The 15,859-nt window shown below is 66.6% G+C and carries 14 protein-coding genes; 5 read left to right on the top strand and 9 right to left on the bottom strand.

Translation table 11 applies throughout. The annotated features are described in order from the left end of the window. Positions 1-506: 506 nt before the first annotated feature. Complete coding sequence (locus EO141_RS09995) at positions 507-731, bottom strand: CstA-like transporter-associated (seleno)protein (protein ID WP_127169101.1); 225 nt, start codon at positions 729-731, stop codon at positions 507-509. Continuing rightward, positions 731-2,803, bottom strand: a complete 2,073-nt coding sequence (locus tag EO141_RS09990) for a carbon starvation CstA family protein (RefSeq protein WP_127169100.1) — start codon at positions 2,801-2,803, stop codon at positions 731-733. The genes EO141_RS09995 and EO141_RS09990 overlap by 1 nt, the downstream gene beginning before the upstream one ends. 232 nt (positions 2,804-3,035) lie before the next feature. Between EO141_RS09990 and EO141_RS09985 the strand changes: the two genes are divergently transcribed. Then, on the top strand, positions 3,036-3,893 hold the full coding sequence (locus EO141_RS09985) for a pirin family protein (RefSeq protein ID WP_119127868.1): 858 nt from the start codon (positions 3,036-3,038) through the stop codon (positions 3,891-3,893). A gap of 253 nt (positions 3,894-4,146) precedes the next feature. On the opposite strand, the gene EO141_RS09980 is transcribed toward EO141_RS09985, so the two are convergent. From EO141_RS09980 to nfi, 3 genes are all read right to left on the bottom strand, one after another. Further along, on the bottom strand, positions 4,147-4,608 hold the full coding sequence (locus EO141_RS09980; protein ID WP_104583117.1) for a hypothetical protein: 462 nt from the start codon (positions 4,606-4,608) through the stop codon (positions 4,147-4,149). Positions 4,609-4,859: 251 nt separating this feature from the next. Further along, positions 4,860-5,750, bottom strand: coding sequence for a pirin family protein (locus tag EO141_RS09975; protein WP_127169099.1), 891 nt, complete (start codon positions 5,748-5,750; stop codon positions 4,860-4,862). Between the two features lie 199 nt (positions 5,751-5,949). After that, a complete protein-coding gene (gene nfi, locus EO141_RS09970) occupies positions 5,950-6,663 on the bottom strand; it encodes a deoxyribonuclease V (RefSeq protein ID WP_127169098.1) in 714 nt (237 codons plus the stop codon). 102 nt (positions 6,664-6,765) lie between these two features. Here nfi and gpmA point away from each other — a divergent pair, with 102 nt between their 5' ends. The 4 genes from gpmA to EO141_RS09950 all read left to right on the top strand — a co-directional run bounded on the left by gpmA (position 6,766) and on the right by EO141_RS09950 (position 12,052). Continuing rightward, the gene (gpmA, locus tag EO141_RS09965; RefSeq protein WP_104583120.1) at positions 6,766-7,515 is read left to right on the top strand and encodes a 2,3-diphosphoglycerate-dependent phosphoglycerate mutase; all 750 of its coding nucleotides are present in this window, start codon (positions 6,766-6,768) and stop codon (positions 7,513-7,515) included. Positions 7,516-7,670: 155 nt separating this feature from the next. After that, positions 7,671-7,988: a hypothetical protein gene (locus EO141_RS09960; protein ID WP_104648276.1), complete on the top strand. Its 318-nt coding sequence runs from the start codon at positions 7,671-7,673 to the stop codon at positions 7,986-7,988. A gap of 247 nt (positions 7,989-8,235) precedes the next feature. Next, positions 8,236-10,335 carry a M13-type metalloendopeptidase gene (locus EO141_RS09955; RefSeq protein WP_127169097.1) on the top strand — a complete coding sequence of 700 codons (2,100 nt, stop codon included), beginning with the start codon at positions 8,236-8,238 and terminating at the stop codon, positions 10,333-10,335. 154 nt (positions 10,336-10,489) lie between these two features. Then, entirely contained in the window at positions 10,490-12,052 is a 1,563-nt protein-coding gene (locus EO141_RS09950; protein WP_127169096.1) for a phospholipase D family protein, read from the top strand. Between the two features lie 25 nt (positions 12,053-12,077). On the opposite strand, the gene EO141_RS09945 is transcribed toward EO141_RS09950, so the two are convergent. Genes EO141_RS09945 through EO141_RS09930 form a run of 4 tightly spaced genes read right to left on the bottom strand, consistent with a single transcriptional unit; the run spans position 12,078 to position 15,835 of the window. Further along, positions 12,078-13,217, bottom strand: a complete 1,140-nt coding sequence (locus EO141_RS09945; protein ID WP_164739168.1) for a chemotaxis response regulator protein-glutamate methylesterase — start codon at positions 13,215-13,217, stop codon at positions 12,078-12,080. Next, positions 13,214-14,020: a protein-glutamate O-methyltransferase CheR gene (locus EO141_RS09940; protein ID WP_127169095.1), complete on the bottom strand. Its 807-nt coding sequence runs from the start codon at positions 14,018-14,020 to the stop codon at positions 13,214-13,216. The genes EO141_RS09945 and EO141_RS09940 overlap by 4 nt, the downstream gene beginning before the upstream one ends. Positions 14,021-14,022: 2 nt before the next feature. Continuing rightward, the gene (locus EO141_RS09935) at positions 14,023-15,306 is read right to left on the bottom strand and encodes an EAL domain-containing response regulator (protein ID WP_127169094.1); all 1,284 of its coding nucleotides are present in this window, start codon (positions 15,304-15,306) and stop codon (positions 14,023-14,025) included. Between the two features lie 28 nt (positions 15,307-15,334). Beyond that, positions 15,335-15,835, bottom strand: a complete 501-nt coding sequence (locus tag EO141_RS09930) for a chemotaxis protein CheW (protein ID WP_127169093.1) — start codon at positions 15,833-15,835, stop codon at positions 15,335-15,337. Between the last annotated feature and the right edge of the window lie 24 nt (positions 15,836-15,859).

Raw genomic sequence — 15,859 nt, 5'->3', positions numbered from 1 at the left:
CCGCACCAGACGTTGGTCGGTGGTCAGGTGAAACCTGCTTGTTGCCAGACCTGCGGTGAGGCGCTGAGAAAAAGTCGTAGGGTGCCTGTTCAAAGCTTGCCTGTCGCTCGAACTGCAATGAGTATTTTCAGGCGCAACATGATCCAAGCAACGTAGGTCATGCCCTAGCTCGCAACTACGCACACCGACCCTCTTGACTGGTCCTTGCCCGCCCACCGTCGCGGGACCTTGAGCGGCATGGATGCCGCGCCAGAGCCTACAAGGACGTACTTGCGGCGTGTCCCGCGATGGTGGGCGGGCAAGGGCCCTGCAGCCAGGCCGCAGATCACCCGCCCTCCAACTGATCCATCGGCAAGGCCGTCCATCGGCCGCCTGGCCTTGCGGCGTGTCCGCGCTGGTGAGTGCGAGCGGACTCCCTGCGGCCAACCCCAAGCCATCAACGCAGCAGGGCGCGATTTGCATCGCGCCCTGCTGCATTCCGACTCGCCACCTGCCCGGTCATCTGGTCAGCAGCAGCGAAACCCGCTCTTGCCGCCGTAACGCGCGTCCTGGCGCTCGCGGAAGAAGGTGGGGTAGTCCATCACCGGCTTGTCGGGGTGTTTTTCCAGCATGTGACGCACATAGTTGTCGTAATCGGGAATGCCGCAGCACAGGCGGGCGATCTGTATCAGGCGCCGCCAGATGCGGCGATGCACCTGGTACTGGCTGGCAAGAACGAGTTGGGTGCCCATTACAGGTCCGCCATCTGGTGTGGCTGCAAGGCCACGTACGGGGTTTCGCGATCACTGCGCTGCGGATTGCGGCGCGCAATCACGATCGTCCTGACCGCGTAGACCAGGATCGATCCCACCACGAACAGGAACAGCACCGTCAGCCCGGTGTTGACGTAGGCATTGGTGACGATCTGCTGCATCTGCGCCACCGTCTTGGCCGGCGCGGTGATGGTGTTGCCGGCGATGGCATCCTGGTACTTGTGCGCCTGCGCCAGGAAGCCCTGCGCCGGGTTGCTGTCGAAGATCTTGATCAGCCCCGCATACGTGGTGCAGATCAGCAGCCACAACGCCGGCACCAGCGTGACCCAGGCGTAGCGGTCGCGCTTCATCTTGAACAGCACCACCGTGCCCAGCATCAGCGCGATCCCGGCCAGCATCTGGTTGGAGATGCCGAACAGCGGCCACAGGGTCTGGATGCCGCCGAACGGATCGATCACGCCGGTGTAGAGCAGATAGCCCCACAGCGCCACGCAGCCGGCCGTGGCGATGATGTTGGCGGTCCACGATTCGGTCTTCTTCAGCGCCGGGATGAAGTTGCCCAGCAGGTCCTGCAGCATGAAGCGGCCCGCACGTGTGCCGGCATCCACTGCGGTCAGGATGAACAGCGCTTCGAACAGGATCGCGAAGTGGTACCAGAACGCCATGGTGTCTTCGCCCGGCAGCAGATGGTGCAGGATCTGCGCGATGCCCACCGCCAGGGTGGGCGCACCACCGGCGCGTGCCAGGATGCTGTGCTCGCCGATGTCGCGTGCCGTGGCTTCCAGCACCTCGGGCGTGATCGCAAAGCCCCACTCGGACACCTTGGCCGCAACCGCCACCGTGTCGCTGCCGACCAGCGAGGCCGGGCTGTTCATGGCGAAGTAGATGCCCGGCTCGATGATCGATGCGGCCACCAGCGCCATCACCGCCACGAACGATTCCATCAGCATGCCGCCGTAGCCGATGTAGCGCATGTGGCCTTCGTTGGCGAGCAGCTTGGGCGTGGTGCCCGAGGCGATCAACGCATGGAAGCCGGAGACCGCGCCGCAGGCGATGGTGATGAACAGGAACGGGAAGATGCCGCCTTTCCACACCGGGCCGTCGCCGGTGGACGCGAACTGGGTCAGTGCCGGCATCTTCAGGTCCGGCATGACCACCACAATGCCGATCGCCAGTGCCAGGATCGTGCCGATCTTGAGGAAGGTGGACAGGTAATCGCGCGGTGCCAGCAGCAGCCACACCGGCAACACCGAGGCGACGAAGCCGTAGCCGATCAGCATCCAGGTGATCTGCTTGGCGGTGAAGGTGAATGCCGGGCCCCAGCTCGGATCTGCCGCGACCTTGCCGCCCAGCCAGATCGCACCCAGCAACAGGATCAGGCCGACCACCGAAATCTCGCCGATCTTGCCGACCCGGATGTAGCGCATGTACACGCCCATCATCAGCGCGATCGGCATCGTGGCGATGACGGTGAACATGCCCCACGGGCTTTCGGCCAGCGCCTTGACCACCACCATCGCCAGCACCGCCAGGATGATGATCATGATCAGGAAGGCGCCGAACAGGGCGATGGTGCCGGGCACCTGGCCCATTTCCTCGCGCACCAGATCGCCCAGCGAGCGGCCGTTGCGGCGGCTGGACAGGAACAGCACCACGAAGTCCTGCACCGCGCCGGCGAACACCACGCCGACCACCAGCCACAGCAGGCCGGGCAGGTAGCCCATCTGTGCGGCGAGCACCGGGCCGACCAGGGGCCCGGCGCCGGCGATCGCGGCGAAATGGTGGCCGAACAGCACGTGCTTGTTGGTGGGCACGTAGTCCAGGCCGTCGTTGTTGGCCACCGCCGGCGTGGCGCGGGTCACGTCCAGCTGCATCACCTTGTCGGCGATGAACAGGCTGTAGAAGCGGTAGGCGATCAGATAGATCGACACCGCCGCCACCACGATCCATAGCGCATTGATGTGCTCGCCACGCCGCAGCGCCACGGTACCCAGACAGAACGCGGCCAGCAGCGCCAGCGCGCCCCAGACCAGCTTCGAGAACCCTTTCATGCATGCCCCTCAGGAACGATTCGCCCAAGGGTCTCCCCGTGCCAGGCTGCGGTCAATGGCAGCGTTCCGCGGCAGGGTAAAACTTTGGTCGTAGAGTATTCGGGTACACGATGCGCTAGCGCCCGCCATAGGAGGCCGACGATTGGAACGATCGGTTGCAGCGGCCGTGGTTGGGCGTTGCAGCAGGCGCACCCATCATTGGTGCACCGACCCACTGCACAGGGATCACGCAATGATCACCCCCACCACGACAGCGGCGCATGTGCTGCGCACCATCCGCGGCATGCCGACCTCCGACGGCGCCGGGGTCAAGCTGACCCGCGTCATCGGCACCCAGCAGCTGCCGGATCTGGACCCGTTCCTGATGCTCGACGAGTTCGGCACCGAAAAGGCCGAGGACTACATCGGCGGTTTCCCAAGCCACCCGCATCGCGGCTTCGAGACGGTGACCTACATGCTGGACGGGCGCATGCGTCACAAGGACAACCACGGCAACGAAGGCCTGCTGACCCCGGGCAGCGTGCAGTGGATGACCGCCGGCCGCGGGTTGATCCATTCGGAAATGCCGGAGCAGGAATCCGGGCGCATGCGCGGCTTCCAGCTGTGGGTGAACCTGCCGGCGCGCGACAAGATGACCGACCCCAGGTATCAGGAGTACGCACCGGACAGCATCCCGGTCGCGCAGCCGGCGCCCGGTGTCACGGTCAAGGTGATCGCCGGAGCCGTGGGCCAGGTGCGCGGCCCGATCGTGCAACCGGCCACCGAGCCGGTGTACCTGGATATCGCACTGGCACCGGAGGCGTCCTGGGACTATGTGCTGCCCAGCGGCCACAACACGTTTGCCTACGCCTTTGAAGGTGCGGTGACGGTGGGCGAGGGCGATGCCGCGCGTGCGCTGCCGGCGCAGGAACTGGCGGTGCTGGGCGGCGGCGAGCGCCTGACGCTGCGGGCCGGTGCCGACGGCGCGCAGCTGATCCTGGTGGCGGGCCGCCCGCTCAACGAGCCGGTGATGCGGCACGGCCCGTTCGTGATGAATACCAAGCAGGAATTGATGCAGGCCTTCGTCGACTTCCAGGAAGGCCGGTTTTAGCCGGCCGCTCGCGCCACGCGTAGGAGAGCGGCGTGAGTGACCGCCTGCTGGACGGGCCGACATCTGCCCGCTCCATCGGCTGCGCACCGACGAGGTGCGCGCCGATACGGCATGCGGGGTGACGGCGACGCGTCGGGGTGCAGCAGGCATGTGAGAGCGCAGGCGCGCCCGGTATGCAAAGGCGTGTACGCAACTGGCGCGCCCGCCGGGCCGCATCAGGCCGGCATGACCTGGCGCTTCACTACCGGTTGCGTCAGCGCTGCAAGGCCAGGCTGGCGGGCTGCAGATCCATGTTCTGCACCAGCGATTGCATCGAGGCCAGCTCTTCGGTGCTGGCGCCGTCGATCCAGAGCTGTGCATAGCGTTTCTTGCCCAGCTCGACCACGGTGACGCGGCGCGATTCCATGCCCGGCAGCTCGCGGCCGCCCAAGTCGAGCTTGTACCAGTAAAAGTCTTCCTGCTGGATCTGGCCCTTCTCCGCGCGGCGGTCACGCGCCAGCGTCATCGCCGGGTCGCGCGTGGTCAGCATCACGCCCATCACCTGGCGACCGTCTGCAGTCAAGGCCTTGCAGAACAGATAGTCCGCACCTGAAAGCTCGCTCCACTGCAGCCCGGAGGCTGGCGGCAACGGTGGGCAGACCGGTGAGGTTTGGGCGTGAACGGTGGCGGCGGCCAACAGCAGGCTCAGGCCGACAAGGCAGGATGCGGACTTCATTCAAGTGTTCCCCGGCGTTGGATGTCTGCGCAGGGACAGCGTTGTTGACCGTGTCACGGCATCAGCCCATGCGCTCCCCGCCCGGCTGTGCCCGCACGCAACCTGTCCCCAACCTGTCGACATCACTACCACAGGTGGGGCTGCAAGCTCAAGCGCAATTCGCAGGTTGGGCTGCAATCGATCGTGCGCGCGGGCACTCCCGTTGCGAGACCTGGGTGGGCTGCGCGGCACTGCCGGGCTGCCGGCTGCGGTCAGGGGTAGTTGACCGGCTTGGGCGCCGGGGTTTGCGGCAGCGGAATGAATTCCTTGTCGTCGCCGGGAATGCGGCCGAAGAGGCCGGCCTGCCAATCGTCCTTGGCCTGCTCGATGCGCTCCCTGGAACTGGAGACGAAGTTCCACCACAGGTGGCGCGGCCCATCCAGCGGTTCGCCGCCGAGCAGCATCGCCTTGAGCGGCGTCCTGGCGCGCAGGCGCCCGCGGCTGCCGGGCGAGGGAACGATCAGGTGGCGCGCGGGCACGTCGGTGCCATCCAGCTGCGCCTCGCCTTCCAGGATGTAGAGCGCACGTTCGGCGTGGCCGGTGTCCAGGTCGATCTCCGCCTCCGGCTGCAGATCCAGCGCGACGTTGAGCGTGCCGCTGAACACCTGCACCGGCGATTCCTCGCCGTACGCGCGGCCGGCGATCACGCGTAGCCAGACACCAGCGCGGCGTTGCTGCGGCAGGCTGGCGGCGGCGTGGTGATGGAAGGCCGGCGCGGTCTCTTCGGCCGAGCGCGGCAGCGCGATCCAGGTCTGCATGCCGTGCAGCGCATGCGTGCGGGCGCGCTCGGGGGCCGGCGTGCGCTCAGAATGGGCGATACCGCGGCCGGCGGTCATCCAGTTGACGTCGCCGGGGCGGATCACCTGGTCAGAGCCCAGGCTGTCGCGGTGGCCGATCTCGCCGGACCACAGGAAGGTCACTGTCGCCAGGCCGATATGCGGATGCGGGCGCACGTCGATGCCGTGATCCGGCTCCAGCACTGCCGGGCCCATATGGTCGACGAACACGAATGGGCCGACGCTGCGCGCCTGCAGCGTGGGCACGGCGCGGCGCACTTCCAGCCCGCCGATGTCATGCACGCGGGGAGCAATCAGGGTGGTCATGGCGGCGGCTCTGATCAAGTCGAATGGACACCAGCTTTGCATGCGCGCGCGCGGCCTGGCGAGCGCTTCACCAAGACGGATCGTCCCGGAGACAGTCGCTGCGCGGCGTGCTGGCGGCCAGAACGAACGTGCCGAGATGGGCGGTTGCAGACGACAGAGACAGGCACGCGCACGGTTGATCGTGATTGGCCGCCGCGCGCTAGAACAGCTGTCCGGAGGCGGCGCTGTGCAGGGCGATTTCGCCGCGCCGCGAGGCCAGCCGATCGGCCAGGCGCGTGGGCTCGGGCAGGCGATAGGCGCGCAACGTACGCAGCGTCCAGTCGAGCGCGCCCTGCATCGAGACGCGATGGCCAGGCGAGACGATCAGCGGATTGCAGCGTGGCTTGCTGCGCAGCGCCCAGCCGATCTGCGTGCCGCCCAGCAGGATCGGGCTGTGGTCGCCGCGCTCGGGGCCCGGCGCGACGAAGCTGCCCGCCAGGCGTTGCTTGGCCACGCCGATGCTGGGCAGGCCGGTCACCACACCGAAGTGCGCAGCGATGCCGAGCTTGCGCGGATGCGCGATGCCCTGGCCGTCGATGAAGACCAGATCCGGGGGGCGCGACAACAGTGCCAGCGCCTGCAACAAGGCCGGCAGCTCACGAAAGCTGAGCAGGCCCGGCACGTACGGCATCGACGTGGGCACCCGCGCGATGTGCGTTTCCAGCGGCATCAGCGTGTCTGCATCCAGCAGCACCGCTGCCGCGCGCGTGGTCTGGCCGTCGTCTTCGAAGCCGACGTCGAAGCCGGCGAGCAGTTGCGGTGTTGCGCCGAGCTGGTCCTGCAGCACCACGCGGTGTGCCAGTTGCTGTTGCAACTGTCGCGCCTGGATGACGCTGCCATCCCAACCGGCAAAGACGGGATCGATCGTTTGCATGGCCCCAGCATCGCGCGCTGGCCGTGGCGGTCTCGTGCACGCCTGCGATGCGCTGGCTGCCGTTACAATCGCAGGCTGATCGGCCCCAATCGGAGAACCGTAGTGACCCGTAAACTCGTACTGCTGCGCCATGGCCAGAGCCAATGGAACCTGGACAACCGTTTCACCGGCTGGGTGGATGTGGAACTCACCGAACAAGGCCGCCAGGAAGCCGCTGCGGCCGGCAAGCTGATGAAGGACGAAGGGCTGCAGTTCGATGTGGCGCACACCTCGGTGCTCAAGCGCGCCATCCATACGCTGCAGGGTGCGTTGAAGGAACTGGACCAGGACTGGTTGCCGGTGTCCAAGAGCTGGCGCCTCAACGAGCGCCACTACGGTGGCCTGCAGGGGCTGGACAAGGCCGAAACCGCGGCCAAGCACGGCGAAGAGCAGGTCAAGATCTGGCGCCGTTCCTACGACATTCCGCCGCCGGCGATGGACGTCAACGATCCGGGGCATCCGTGTCACGATCGTCGCTACGCCACGCTGGATCGCAATGCATTGCCGGGTACCGAGTCGCTGGCGACCACGCTGGTGCGCGTGCTGCCGTACTGGCACGACGCGATCGCACCGCAGTTGAAGGCTGGGCAGACCGTGCTGGTGACCGCGCACGGCAACTCGCTGCGTGCGCTGTACAAGTACCTCAACGCGGTCTCCAACGAGCAGATCCTGGAGCTCAACATCCCGACCGGCATCCCGTTGCTGTTCGAGCTGGACGACACCCTGCAGGTGCAAAGCTTCCGCTACCTGGGCGACCCGGAAGCGGCCAAGCGTGCCGCCGACGCGGTGGCCAATCAGGGCAAGGCGAAGTAATCGCCGCATCCGCTGGCCACGCTGCGTGCATGGCGCGCAGCATGGCGTGGAGTTTGCGGCGCGCGCTCGATTGACGCGTGCGGATTTGACACGCGTGCGCGCCTGTTGGTGGATCGGGCAGGTGCGCATGCGCGGGTTCTTGCAGGGGAGACATGATGTCCAGCAAGCGGAAAAGGCAACAGATGAGTGCCACCTACTGCCGCGCGTATCTGGTGACGTTGGGGCTGCTGTTGGGCGGTGGCGGCGCTGCGTTCGCGTTGCTGGCCCGGGGCAGTGTGTCCGGTTCGGCGCTGGGCCTGGCGCTGCTGGTCGGCATCGTGGGTGTGGCGCTGCTGGCGTTCGGTTTCTGGGGGCCGTCGCGACGGATGGAGTCCTGGGCGGAGGCGGCGTCCGGGCATGAGGTCGCGCTGGTGCTGATGGTGCTGGCGTATCCGGTGTACCTGGTGATGGCACCGCTGTACGCGCGCAAATGACCGCAGTCGATGGCGCTGCTGCTGCGCCGGATTGCCGGGGCGGTTTCTGCGGCGGCAACAGCGGTGGCATGTGCCCAGGCCACGCGGAGTGCGTTGTGGGACGTGTGCTCTTCGATAGGGCGCGGCAGCGGACGTCAGGACGTTGCGGTGCCGTTGCAATGATGACGTGGTTGGTGCGTCTGCGCTGATTGCCTACTTTTTTTTTTGACTGCGCATGACGCGGTCGCATGCCTTGGAGAATGGAAAGATGTTGAGCAAATTCGCGCCACTGTCGCTTGCGGTGGCCATCGCGGTGACGCTCTCGGCGTGTGGCCGCTCCGAGGACACCGCCAGGCCGGCACCGGCCGCACCGCCGGCCGCGCCGACCAGGGTCGATGTGTCCAAGCTCGATGCGCCGATCGTGGCCTTCGGCGTCAATGACCTGGATCCGGCCATCAACGCGTGCCAGGACCTCAACGGCTTCGTCAACGCCAAATGGCTCAAGGCCAACCCGGTGCCGTCGGACCGCACCAGCTGGGGCAGTTTCGAGGTGCTGGCCGAGCGTTCGCTGACCATCCAGCACGCGTTGGTGGAGCAACTGGCGCGCGGCAACCTGTCGGCCGGCTCGGTGGACGCCAAGATCGCCGACCTGTGGCGCACCGGCTCGGACGAAGCGGCGATCGACAAGGCCGGCATCACGCCGCTGCAGCCGCAGCTCAAGGCGATCGATGCGCTGACCGATGCGCCGTCCATCGCCGCATGGTTGCGCGACAGCTACGCCAAGGGCCAGGGCTTCCTGTTCTCGTTCGGCGCCAATGCCGACTACAAGCATTCCGAACAGATGATCGCCTACGCAGGCCAGGGCGGTCTGGGCTTGCCCGAGAAGGGTTATTACACCGATCCGGCGCAGGCCAGGATCCGTGAGCAGTACGTGGCCTACATCGCGCGCGTGCTGGAGTTGTCCGGCGTTCCCGCCGCGCAGGCGGCCACGCAGGCCAAGGCGGTGATGGCGTTCGAAACCCGCCTGGCCGCCGCCTCGCTGTCGCGCATCGAACTGCGCGACCCGGCCAAGCGCTACAACCCGGTCGATGTGGCCGGTGCCAACGCGGTGACACCGCATTTCGACTGGCAGGCGTTCTTCAGCGCACTCAAGGTGCCGGCAGGGACGTTCTCGCTGAGCCAGCCGGGTTACTTCACCGAACTCGATGCGATGCTGGCCGATACGCCGGTGGAAACCTGGAAGGCCTACCTGCGTTTCCACAGTGTGGACGAGGCGGCACCGTATCTGGCCAAGCCGTTCGAGCAGGCCAACTTCGATTTCTATGCCAAGACGCTGCGTGGCCAGCAGGACATGCTGCCGCGCTGGAAGCGCACCTTGAATGCGGTCAACGAGGCGATGGGCGAGGCACTGGGCCAGCTGTACGTGCAGTCCGCATTCCCGGCCGAGTCCAAGCAGCAGATGCAGCAGCTGGTGCAGAACCTCTCGGTGGCGCTCAAGGCGCGGCTGGAAAAGCTCGACTGGATGAGCGCGGAAACCAAGCAGCGCGCGCTGGAGAAGTGGGCCAGTTTCACGCCCAAGATCGGCTACCCGGATCAGTGGCGCGACTGGTCGGGCCTGGAAACCCGCGGTGATGGATTCCTGGCCAACATGCAGGCCGCGCAGGCATTCAACTATCGCTACATGCTGGACAAGATCGGCAAGCCGGTCGACAAGCGCGAGTGGCATATGACCCCGCAGACGGTCAATGCGTACTACAACGCCACCCGCAACGAGATCGTGTTCCCGGCGGCGATCCTGCAGCCGCCGTTCTTCGACCCCAAGGCCGACCCGGCATTGAATTACGGCGGGATCGGCGCGGTGATCGGGCACGAGATGATGCATGGCTACGACGACTCGGGCAGCCAGTTCGATGCCAAGGGCAACTTCGATACCTGGTGGACCGATGCGGACCGCAAGCTGTTCACCCAGCGCACCGACCAGCTGGTGGCGCAGTTCGACGGCTATGAGGCGATCCCTGGCGTCAACGTCAAAGGCAAGCTGACCCTGGGCGAGAACATCGGCGATCTCGGTGGCCTGACCGTGGCCTATGACGCGCTGCAGATGGCATTGAAGGAACAGCCCGGCGCCAACAAGGACATCGACGGTTATACGCAGGACCAGCGCTTCTTCATGAACTGGGCCACGGTGTGGCGCCGCAACTTCACCGACGGCGAATTGCGCGTGCGCCTGAACACCGACCCGCATGCGCCGGCCAATTTCCGCGCCAATGGTGCGCCGTCGAACATGCCGGCATTTGCGCAGGCGTTCCAGTGCAAGCCGGGCGATGCGATGGTGCGTGGCGACAAGGATCGCGTTGCGATCTGGTAAGCGGCATCGCATCCGGCGCGGACTGTTGCGACAGTCCGCGCCGGGAAATCCGCTGTTTTTGCGCGTTTGTCGAGCTCGCTTGTGCGCTTGCGTCTGCACATCGACACGCAGGTGCAGCGTCTAGACTGCCGCGCTCTGCAACACGGGGGCGGCAGTGACGAGGCGAAAAATCATCAAATGGGTGGGCATCGGTGCACTGGTGCTCCTGTTGGGCAGCGTGCTGTCGCTGTACGGCTACGGACGCTTTGCCGATCGTCAGCGTGGTGCGGTGAGCCACGCGCTGCCTGCCACGGCGATCGCCACGCCGATCGATCAGGTGGTCGCGCCGCTGCAGCAGGCACATGCCGGTCAGACCGGCATGGTGATCCTGCCCGACAATGTCGATGCGTTCGCGGTGCGTGCGCTCACGGCGCGTGCGGCCGGGCGCAGCCTGGATCTGCAGTACTACATCTGGCATGCCGACTTCACCGGCAACCTGCTGCACAACGAACTGCTGCATGCGGCCGATCGCGGCGTGCGCGTGCGCCTGCTGCTGGACGACATGAACATCCACGGCAGCGATTCGGTGCTGGCGGCGCTGGACAGCCACCCGATGATCGAGATCCGTCTGTTCAATCCTACCCGTGCGCGCGAAGGCACGCTGATGCGCGGGGTGGAGATGGTGCTGCGCATGTTCAGCATCAACCGGCGCATGCACAACAAGGCCTGGATTGCCGATGGCCGGATGGCGGTGGTGGGTGGCCGCAATGTGGGCGATGAATACTTCGATGCGGCGCGCGACACCAATTTCATGGACATGGACGCGGCACTGATGGGGCCGGCCGTGGGCCAGGCCGAGCAGGTCTTCGATGCGTACTGGAACAGCCCCAATGCCCTGCCGCTGGCTGCGCTGGTGACCGCCAAGCCGCAGGCGCTGGATGCGTTGCGCGGCAGCCTGGATGCGGGCCTGGAGTCGGCACGCGCGCACCCGTATGTGCAGCGGCTGCGCCAGTCACCCAGCGTGCAGGCGTTGACGCAGGGCCAGCGCCAGGTGCAGTGGCTGGACCAGGCGCGCATCGTTTCCGACCCGCCGGAAAAGGCCGAGGGCGCACCGCCGCAGGCGGACTGGATGACGCCGGTGTTGATCGGCGAGATGGCGCATGCGCAGCGCGAACTGAAGGTGATCTCGCCGTACTTCGTGCCGGGCGAGGACGGCATGCGCTGGATCGGCGCGTTGCGTCGGCGCAATGTGCGCGTGAGCGTGTTGACCAACTCGCTGGCAGCAAACGATGTGGTTGCCGTCCACAGCGGCTATGCCGATTACCGGGTGCCCCTGCTCATGCAAGGCGTGCGCCTGCACGAGCTCAAGCCGATGGGCAAGCCGGACGGCAGCCTGTTCGGCTCCAGCGGTGCCAGCCTGCACACCAAGGCGTTCGTGGTGGACGACAGCAGCGGCTTCATCGGCTCGTTCAATCTGGATCCACGCTCGATGAACCTCAATACCGAGATGGGCCTGCTGTTCAACGACCGCGCAGTGGCCGCGCAGCTGGAGCAGGTCTACAACCGCAAGATCGGCGCGCCGGTGAGCTACCGCGTGACCCTGGAGCAGGGCGAGTTGCGCTGGCACGACGATGCAGCGCAACCGCCCGAGGTATGGTCGCAAGAGCCGGCCGCGAGCGTGTGGCGGCGTGGCGCGGCGGCGGTGATGGGCTGGTTGCCGCTGGAGTCGCAGTTGTAATTGCGCCGTTTGCGCGTGCGGCGCGCTACTGCAGCTGCGTCACGATCTCGCGCGCCATCGCGCCCAGCGGCAGGATGCGGTCGGCGCCGCCGCGTTTGATCGCTTCCTTGGGCATGCCGAACACGATGCTGGTGTGTTCGTCCTGCGCCACCGTGCGCGCGCCGGCCTGGCGCATTTCCAGCAGCCCGGCGGCGCCGTCGTCGCCCATGCCGGTCATGATGATGCCCAGCGCATTGCTGCCGGCCGCGCGCGCGGCCGAGCGGAACAGCACATCCACCGACGGACGGTGCCGGTTGACCGGCGGGCCTTCCATCACTTCGACAAAATATTGCGCGCCACTGCGGCGCAGCAGCAGGTGCTTGCCGCCGGGCGCGATCAGCGCGCGCCCCGGCATCACCCGGTCGTTGTTGGCGGCCTCTTTCACTGCGATCTGGCACAAGCCATTCAGGCGCGCGGCGAAGGCGGCGGTAAATTTCTCCGGCATGTGCTGCACGATCACGATGCCGGGGCAGACGCGCGGCAACGCGGTCAATACTTCCTCCAGCGCCTGGGTGCCCCCGGTGGAGGTGCCGATGGCGACGATGCGCTCGGTGGTCTGCGCCAGCGCGCGCCCGCTTTGCGCCGGCAGGATCACATCGGCGGTGTGCTTGACCTCCGCTTCCAGCGGCGCCGCGGCAACCCGCGCGGCCAGCCGCTTGACGTTGGCGCGTGCGGCGCTGCGCACGGTATTGACCAGTTCGTCGGCCGAGTCGGTGAGGAACTGCTTCAGCCCCAGGCGCGGTTTGGTCACCACGGCCACCGCACCGGCGGCCAGGGCATCCATGGTGACGCGTGCGCCTTTTTCGGTGAGCGTGGAACAGATCACCACCGGGGTGGGGCGTTCGCTCATGATCTTGCGCAGGAAGGTGATGCCGTCCATGCGCGGCATTTCCACATCCAGCACGATCACGTCCGGCCATTGCTTGCGCATCTTCTCGATCGCCAGCAGCGGGTCGGCCGCGGTGGCGATGACCTCGATGTCGGGCGCGTCGTTGAGCACGCCCACCAGCACCTGGCGCACCACCGCCGAGTCGTCGACGACCATGGCCTTGATGGCATCGGTGCGGGCAATGGGGCTGGCGGCAGGGCGGTTGAAGGCGGTCGACACGGCGGATCCTTGGCTCAGGCCTTGCGGAAGATCGAGGGTGCCACCTGGACCAGATCGATGTCGAGTTCGCTCAGGCTCTCCGAATGACCGATGCAGAAATAGCCGCCCGATTTGAGGTTGGACAGCACACGCAGGATGACCTCGCGCTTGGTCTGGCCATTGAAATAGATCATCACATTGCGCAGGAAGATCGCATCGAAGCTGCCCAGCATCGGCAAGGCCGCATTGAGGTTGGCATGCACGAACCTGACCCGGTCGCGCAGGCGGCGTTCCACCAGCAAGGTGCCGTCGTATTCGCCCTGGCCACGCAGACAATAGCGCTTGAGATAGGGCTGCGGAATGCCGTCGATGCGCTGCAGGGCGTAATGCCCGGTGCGCGCCTTGGCCAGCACGCGGGTGCTGATGTCGCTGCCGACCACTTCGAATGGCCGTCCCTGCAAGGCGTCGTCCAGCACCATCGCCATGCTGTAGGCCTCTTCGCCGCTGGAGCTGGCCGCGCTCCAGCAGCGGAACGGCAGGCCGCCGCGATGTTCGCCGGCCAGCTTGCGCAGCAGCTCGAAGTGCTTGGGCTCGCGGAAGAAGTAGGTTTCGTTGGTGGTCAGCAGGTCGATCGCGGTCTGGATCTCGGCGCGGTCCTGGCGGCTTTCCAGCAACTGCAGGTACTGCGTGTAGGTGCTGAACTGGTGTTCGCGCAGGCGCCTGCCCAGCCGGCCGCACAACATGGCTTTCTTGCCGGTGGAAATGCTGATGCCCGCCGCTTCGAAGATGAAGCGCTGGAAGCGGCCGAACTCCTGTTCGGTGATGGCGGTGGCTGTGCTCATGGTCAGGCGACATCCGCATCGCTGGGCAGCGCGTTACCGCACAGGCGTGCGATGCGCACGGTGTGTTCGCGCCACCATTCCGACAGCATCGGCCCGGGCATCGGCGAGCCCATCAGGTAGCCCTGTGCCAGATCGCAGCCCAGCTCGCGCAGCAGGCGCCAGTCCTCCGGCGTTTCCACCCCTTCGGCCACGGCGGTGAGTTCGAGCCGGTGCGCCAGTTCCAGCGTGGATTCGAGCACGGTGCGCTGACTGCGGCTGCGATGTGCGGCATGCACGAAGCTGCGATCCAATTTGAGTTCGGTGAAGGGAATGCTGGCCAGGCGCTGCAGCGAGGAAAACCCCGTGCCGTAGTCGTCGATCGACAGGCCGAAGCCGTGCAGGCGCAGGCGCGCCAGCATGCTCAAGGCATTGGCCGGCTCCACGATGGCGCTTTCGGTGAGTTCCAGCACCAGATCGGCAGGGCTCAGGCCGTTGTCGCCCAGCTTGCCGCACAGCTGTTCGAGAAAGCCCTGCTCGCCGAGCAGGTTGGGCGACAGGTTCAGCGCCAGGCTCAGCTCCAGGCCTTCTGCGCGCCAGTCCACCAGTTGCGCGACTGCCATGTCGATCACCTGCTGGGTCAGGGCATGGATCAGGCCCTCGCGTTCGGCCAGCGGAATGAAGCGGTCCGGCCCGATCATGTCGCCTTGCGGGCGGCGCCAGCGGGCGAGCGCTTCCACGCCACGCAGGCGACCATCCTTCAGATCGAGCTTGGGCTGGTAGGCCACGCGGATTTCGCCGCGGCGCATGGCCCGGTCCAGCCGCGAGGCAGCCGCGCCGCCGCTGGACATCAGCGGCGAGATCGCCGCCTGGGCAAACGCGGGCGCGTTCGTGGCCAGTCCCGGCTCGCACTCAAGCACGTTGGCCAGGTCCTGCAGATGCATCGGCTTTTCGATGCCGCCGAGCACGCGCACGCCGGCGCTGCGGCTGAGCTGCATCACCGCATCGATCAGGGCGCCGCCGCGCTGCGAGACCACCACCACCGGCACGCTGTACTTGCCGCGTGCCAGCGCATCCAGCAGCTGCACGCCATCCATGCCCGGCATTTCCAGATCGATCAGCAGCAGCGACGGGGCCACTGCACTGCTCAGCCAGGCCAGCGCGGCGTGGCCGTCGACTGCGCCGTCGACGGCGACGGCGCCGAGCTGGCGGCACAGCGCCATCGCGTGTTCGCGCTGGACCACGCTGTCGTCGACGACCAGTACCGGGCCGTCCAGCGCGCAGCTGCAGGAGAGAAGGGTGGGGCGCATGGGAGTCCTTGCGTGCAGGCTGGACATGTCAGGCTGCCAGCTCGGCGACAGGCAGCTGGGCGAGTGCGTCGTTGCCCAGCACCGCATCGGCGTCGAGCAGGATCACGAAGCGCTCGCCGATCCTGGCCATCGCATGGATGCATTCGCGTGCGATGCCGGCGCCAAAACTGGGCGCGTCGGCGATGGCGTCGGGCGCGATCTCCAGCACTTCGCTCACCGCATCCACCAACAGGCCGAGCACCTGATGCGTGTGGCCATGGGCGATCTCCACGATCACGATGCAGCTGCGCTTGGTGATCGTGCTGGCATTGCGGCCGAAGCGCTGCTGCAGATCCACCACCGGCACCACCGCGCCGCGCAGGTTGATCACCCCGCGCAGGGCCGGCGGCATCATCGGCACGTCGGTCGGCATGCGGTATTCGATGATTTCCTTGATGCCGAGGATGCCCAGGCCGAACATCTCCGTGCCCAGCACAAAGGTCAGGTATTGCTGCGGCGCCGTCGATGGCGGCGCGACGGCGGTTGGCATGGTGCTGGCTGCGCTGTGCGGTTG

This window comes from Xanthomonas sp. BRIP62415 (assembly GCF_003993515.1).
GTDB lineage: Bacteria > Pseudomonadota > Gammaproteobacteria > Xanthomonadales > Xanthomonadaceae > Xanthomonas > Xanthomonas euroxanthea.
The sequence above is the reverse complement of the archived record's forward strand: the minus strand, read 5'-3'. Positions and strand labels throughout refer to the sequence as shown.

Coding starts and splice junctions, on each gene's coding strand:
- EO141_RS09995 (WP_127169101.1), bottom strand. CDS start 731: ATGGGCACCCAACTCGTTCTTGCCAGCCAGTACCAGGTGCATCGCCGC.
- EO141_RS09990 (WP_127169100.1), bottom strand. CDS start 2,803: ATGAAAGGGTTCTCGAAGCTGGTCTGGGGCGCGCTGGCGCTGCTGGCC.
- EO141_RS09985 (WP_119127868.1), top strand. CDS start 3,036: ATGATCACCCCCACCACGACAGCGGCGCATGTGCTGCGCACCATCCGC.
- EO141_RS09980 (WP_104583117.1), bottom strand. CDS start 4,608: ATGAAGTCCGCATCCTGCCTTGTCGGCCTGAGCCTGCTGTTGGCCGCC.
- EO141_RS09975 (WP_127169099.1), bottom strand. CDS start 5,750: ATGACCACCCTGATTGCTCCCCGCGTGCATGACATCGGCGGGCTGGAA.
- nfi (WP_127169098.1), bottom strand. CDS start 6,663: ATGCAAACGATCGATCCCGTCTTTGCCGGTTGGGATGGCAGCGTCATC.
- EO141_RS09960 (WP_104648276.1), top strand. CDS start 7,671: ATGTCCAGCAAGCGGAAAAGGCAACAGATGAGTGCCACCTACTGCCGC.
- EO141_RS09955 (WP_127169097.1), top strand. CDS start 8,236: ATGTTGAGCAAATTCGCGCCACTGTCGCTTGCGGTGGCCATCGCGGTG.
- EO141_RS09940 (WP_127169095.1), bottom strand. CDS start 14,020: ATGAGCACAGCCACCGCCATCACCGAACAGGAGTTCGGCCGCTTCCAG.
- EO141_RS09935 (WP_127169094.1), bottom strand. CDS start 15,306: ATGCGCCCCACCCTTCTCTCCTGCAGCTGCGCGCTGGACGGCCCGGTA.
- EO141_RS09930 (WP_127169093.1), bottom strand. CDS start 15,835: ATGCCAACCGCCGTCGCGCCGCCATCGACGGCGCCGCAGCAATACCTG.